This window comes from Actinomadura bangladeshensis (assembly GCF_004348335.1).
Taxonomy (GTDB): Bacteria; Actinomycetota; Actinomycetes; order Streptosporangiales; family Streptosporangiaceae; genus Spirillospora; species Spirillospora bangladeshensis.
This window is the reverse complement of sequence record NZ_SMJW01000413.1, coordinates 1-4398: the sequence shown is the minus strand read 5'-3', so window position 1 is coordinate 4398 and position 4398 is coordinate 1. Positions and strand designations below refer to the sequence as shown.

Below are 4398 nucleotides of genomic sequence, written 5' to 3'. Positions count from 1 at the left end.
GCCGCGACAAACACGTAGTAGTCACTGGAGAGCCGGATGCATTGAAAGGTGCACGTCCGGTTCGGGCCGGGGGCCACTGGAAAAGGACCCGCCGACGGCGGGCACCTCGCCAGTGGCCTACCGGTACGGCAGCACGTCGGAACGGGGCACATCGTCGTCCAAGTCCTCGCTGACAAGCGCGACGAGCTCGTCCGGATCGAGGTGTGGGACGAGGGCGCGGGTCAGCCCATCGTCCAAGGCGAGGACGACTACGCCGAGGGCGGGCGCGGGCTGCTGCTGATGTCCGAACTCGTCCACGACTGGGGCGTCCGGCCGCTCAACGAGGAAGGCAAGGTCGTATGGGCTCGCTGCGCCCGATGAACGTCCAGGCGGTCCGCCACCTGCTCTGGTGGCGGACCCGGCTGGGACGCACCACCGCCATCCGGAACCTCGATCTGCTCGCCGTCGCCGTCCAGGCCAAGAGCTACCGGTACGTCAAGCTCTACCAGGCCGGTGACTTCCCCGACCGTCCACCGGTGCTGTGGGTCTTTGCGTTCGGGCGGGACGACCATGTCCGCCTCGCGGTGACCGTCCACGCCACACCCGGCCGAGGCTGGGCCTACTACGAGGCCGGACGCGGACGGCACGGCCACCTCTCCCCCTGCGGCGACACCAAGTACGCCGCAGACCAGGTGGACGCCCTCCTCAAACACCGCATGTTCCCGTCCACCTGGTAGCGCCGCACGCCGCCGGAGGAATCACGATGATGCCCACTCCTGGGGGCGCGGCACCGCTGCCCCATACGCGCAACGTCAGCGGACGTGGTCAGTACGCACCTCGTCCCGCGCCATCCATGCACGCCCGTCCGACCGGCCCGCTGGGCATGGATCTCGACATCGACCAGGCGCTCGACGACCTTCGCCGCGCGTTCCCTGACATATGCATCTGGCACGGCGAGTGGAGCGGATCTCTCTGGGCGCTCCTTCCCGATCGGCTGGTCGAGGCTCGCACCGCCGCTGACCTGGCGCGCCGACTCCGCAGGATCCGCCCGCACACCCGGGCTGGGTTCGCGGCGCCGTGCCGTCCTACCTCGTCCACCCGCCGCCCGGACGGCACATGGAGCATTTCGCCTACCCCGAGCCCGAAGCCCATCCGCAACACACTCGTCCATGGTCGGTGTCGCCGCGTCACTCGGCTCTTTGTCACCTGCCTCCGGCTGGCCGGACTGTCCGCGTGGTTCTGCAGCCATGCGTGGTGACGCCGCCGGCCCATCCCACTCGTGACGCTCGCGCGCGTATTGACGTAGCGCGGCTGGGCGGGGCCATACCGGCGGGTTCAATCGGGCGCGGGTTCAATCGGGCGCGGGTTCAATCGGGCGCGGGTTCAATCGGGCGCGGGTTCAATCGGGCGCGAGTTCAATCGGGCGCGGGTTCAATCGGGCGCGGGATCAATCGGGGGCGGGATCGCGCCGGCGACTGGCCGCGATTCGCCGGCGACCGGTGGCGGGCGCTGGGGCTGAGCGTCCCGGGAATCGTCCGGGTGCTCCTCCCCGCCGCACTGGTGGCGGCGCTGTCCCGGCTGGTCGCGGTCGTCATCGGCCGCCTGTTCGCCCGCACCCGGTTGGTCCGGGCCGTCCCGAGGGCCGAGATCTGGTGGATCTCCGCGGGAAGCCTCGGCCTGGTGCTCGCTATAGCCCGGACCGTAGCGGTGCTTCGCTTTCGTCATTTAGCGTCGATGGACGATGAGTGACACGGACACAGACGTTCGGGCGATGCGTGCCGAGGACGGCGAGCAGGTGCTCGCCATCTATCAGGCGGGGCTCGATACCGGCGACGCCAGCTTTGAGACCGACGCGCCCTCGTGGGAGGTGTTCGATGCGGCCAAGTTGCCTGGGCACCGGTTCGTCGCCACTGGTGGCGGTGGGGAAGTGCTCGGGTGGATTGCCGCCTCGGCGGTGTCGGAGCGTTGTTGTTATGCCGGGGTCGTCGAGCACAGTGTCTATGTGTCGGCGGAGGCGCGTGGGCGGGGTGTCGGTGCGGCTCTGTTGAGGGCGTTCATTACCTCTACCGAGGCGGGTGGGATCTGGACGATCCAGACCGGCATCTTCCCCGAGAACACCGCGAGCCTGCGACTGCACCATGCGGCCGGGTTCCGCACCGTGGGGACGCGCGTCCGGCTCGGGCGCCATCACGGGCGCTGGCGGGACGTCGTGATGCTGGAGCGGCGCAGCGACAGCGCGGGCGTCGATTGAGCTTCAGCGGGAGAGGACGCCGGGCCACCAGGCGCGAGGGCCGGCGTCTCTGACCAGGGCGGGGACTAGGACGGAGCGTACGAGCAGGGTGTCCATCAGGACGCCGAACGCCACGATGAAGGCGATCTGGACCAGGAACGCCAGCGGGATGACGACCAGTGCGGCGAAGGTCGCGGCGAGGACCACGCCCGCCGAGGTGATGACGCCGCCGGTCGCGATGAGGCCGCGCAGGACGCCGTCGCGCGGGCCGTGCCGCAGCGACTCCTCGCGGGCGCGGGTCATCAGGAAGATGTTGTAGTCGACGCCGAGGGCGACGAGGAACACGAACCCGTACAAGGGCACCGACGGGTCGGTGGCGGTGAAGTCGAGCAGGTGCTGGAAGACCAGCGCGGCGACGCCGAGGGTCGCCAGGTAGTTGAGTCCGACGGTGGCGACGAGGAGCAGCGGCATCGCCAGCGAGCGGAGCAGCATCACCAGGATCACCACGATGATGCCGAGCACGACCGGGATGATGATGTTGCGGTCGTGCCGGGCGGCGGCCAGGGTGTCTGCCTGCTGGGCCGTGTAGCCGCCGACCAGCGCGTCGGCGCCCGGGATCGCGTGCAGGCCGGTGCGGAGGCGGTCGACGGTCAGCCGGGCCTCCTCGGTGTCGGCGGCGGCCTTCAGGGTGACGTCCACCAGGGCACGTCCGTCGACGACCAGCGGCGCGCCGGCCTGCGTGCGGGGTCGCGCGTCCGCCACACCTCGGGTGCGGCTCGCGACGTTCACGACCTGCGGCAGCGCCGGCGCGTTGGCGAGCACGACCGCGGGATTGCCCGAACCACCCGGGAAGTGCGCGTTGAGGACGTTCTGTGCCGTCACCGACGGGGCCTCCCCGACGAACGTCTCGCTCAGCGGCACCCCCTCGGTGCGGAGCGTGGGCATGAACGCGGCGCAGGCGATCAGCACGATGAGGGAGCCCGCCCAGAAGCGGCGCGGGTGGCGGTCCAGCAGGCCCGCGATCCGCTCCCAGATCCGGTGCCTGGACGCCCCGGCGCGGTCCGGGTGCGGACGGGCGGGCCAGTAGACCGACCGTCCCAGCAGGACGAGGACGGCGGGCAGGAAGGTCAGCGCGCTCAGCAGCGCGCAGGCGATGCCGATCGCCCCGACCGGCCCGAGCGCGCGGTTGTTGGACAGGTCGCTGAGCAGGAGGGCGATCAGTCCCATCGCCACGGTGCCGCCGCTGGCGGCGATGGCGCCGGCGGACCGGCGCCACGCGGCCCACAGCGCCGTGCCCCGCGAGCCCCCGCCGGCGAGTTCCTCGCGGAACCGGGCCGACAGCAGCAGCGCGTAGTCGGTGCAGGCGCCGATGACGAGGATGGACAGGATGCCCTGCACCTGGCCGTCCACCGTGACCGTCCCGCGTTTCGCCAGGTAGTAGACGATCGCGCTGGCCAGCCCCAGCGCGAACACCGAACCGAAGATGATCACGAACGGGAGCAGCAGGCTCCGGTAGACCAGCAGCAGGATCAGCAGGACCACGGCGACGGCCACCCCGATGAGCAGGGTGTCGATGCCGGAGAAGGCGTCGGCGAGGTCGGCCTGGGTGGCGGCCGGGCCGGCGACGAAGGCGCCGGTCCCGGGCACCTGGCCGGCGGTCCGGCGGATGCGGTCCACCGTCGCGGTGCTGTGCTCGCCGACATCGGACCTGACCTGCACCACTCCGGTCATCGCCGTCCCGTCCTGCGACGGGATGACGGGGGACGCCGGCCCCGTCACATACGGGACGCCCTGCAGCGAGGCGAGTGCGCGCTGCGCCGCCGCGCGCTGCTCGGCCGAGATGTCACCGCCCCGCGCCGTCCACACCACGATGGCCGGGATCGTCTGGTTCGTCTCGAAGGCCGCCTCCTGTTCGAGGACGCGCGTCGATTCGGCGCTCTGCGGCAGGAACGACGACTGCTCGTTGGTGGCGACGTCGCCGAGTTTCCCCGCGTACGGGCCGAGCGCCCCGCCGATGGCCAGCCAGGCCAGCAGCAGCGCGACGGGCAGGGCCCAGCGGACGGCTCGAGATACGGACATGACCTTCCCGGCGACGTGGATTGAGCATGCCCCGCACACCTTCCCCGGACGGCGCCGCGAAACACGATCGCCGCCGCGGGCGGTGGGCCCGGGTCAGGCGGGGGCGGGGA

Annotated in this window: 5 protein-coding genes; 4 read left to right on the top strand and 1 reads right to left on the bottom strand. The window is 71.3% G+C overall.

Features of this window, described 5'->3' with window-relative positions; all coding sequences use genetic code 11:
- Positions 1–48: 48 nt before the first annotated feature.
- From E1284_RS38875 to E1284_RS38860, 4 genes are all read left to right on the top strand, one after another.
- Positions 49–360, top strand: coding sequence for an ATP-binding protein (locus tag E1284_RS38875; RefSeq protein ID WP_131945138.1), 312 nt, complete (start codon positions 49–51; stop codon positions 358–360).
- Positions 339–716 (top strand): hypothetical protein, encoded by a 378-nt coding sequence (locus E1284_RS38870; RefSeq protein ID WP_165965602.1) that lies wholly within the window; start codon positions 339–341, stop codon positions 714–716. The genes E1284_RS38875 and E1284_RS38870 overlap by 22 nt, the downstream gene beginning before the upstream one ends.
- 802 nt (positions 717–1518) lie before the next feature.
- Positions 1519–1728, top strand: coding sequence for a hypothetical protein (locus tag E1284_RS38865; RefSeq protein ID WP_131945136.1), 210 nt, complete (start codon positions 1519–1521; stop codon positions 1726–1728).
- A 22-nt stretch (positions 1729–1750) separates the two neighbouring features.
- Positions 1751–2230, top strand: coding sequence for a GNAT family N-acetyltransferase (locus E1284_RS38860; RefSeq protein ID WP_243715009.1), 480 nt, complete (start codon positions 1751–1753; stop codon positions 2228–2230).
- A gap of 3 nt (positions 2231–2233) precedes the next feature.
- On the opposite strand, the gene E1284_RS38855 is transcribed toward E1284_RS38860, so the two are convergent.
- Positions 2234–4288, bottom strand: a complete 2055-nt coding sequence (locus E1284_RS38855) for an MMPL family transporter (protein WP_131945134.1) — start codon at positions 4286–4288, stop codon at positions 2234–2236.
- Between the last annotated feature and the right edge of the window lie 110 nt (positions 4289–4398).